The 324-nt window shown below is 44.4% G+C and carries 1 pseudogene; it reads left to right on the top strand.

The window, feature by feature from the left end:
* A pseudogene (locus FTW16_RS05530) lies at window positions 1–324 on the top strand (chitin-binding protein); the annotation flags it as partial.

The raw sequence follows: 324 nt of genomic DNA, 5'->3' as shown, positions 1-324 counted from the left end.
GGATGAAAGGCGGCATTATATGTACTTCCGAAAGGATCCTAGAGGCAACTTCTTTAACTCAAAGGATGGCCGTGCTTCAGGTCAGCTAACATTGATTGAAGGTGGCGACGGTGGTGTTGAACCATTGAAAGGCGATATCTATGAGCTAGTGAAGAGTGACAACGTAGTGAATGCTGGCGACAAAGTTGTGATTGCAACAAGCGAAGCGGCGACATTAACTCAAACTCAAGGTTCTGCAGTAAACATCCAAAATAACGGAACTGCGTCAGTTGTTGTAGATACGACTAGTATTACGGCCAATGAAACTTTGTCGTTTATGGCTAG

It is taken from the genome of Vibrio sp. T20 (genome assembly GCF_007858795.1).
Taxonomy (GTDB): domain Bacteria; phylum Pseudomonadota; class Gammaproteobacteria; order Enterobacterales; family Vibrionaceae; genus Vibrio; species Vibrio satsumensis.
Note: the sequence above shows the minus strand (reverse complement) of the source record. Positions and strands in the feature narration are given on the sequence as shown.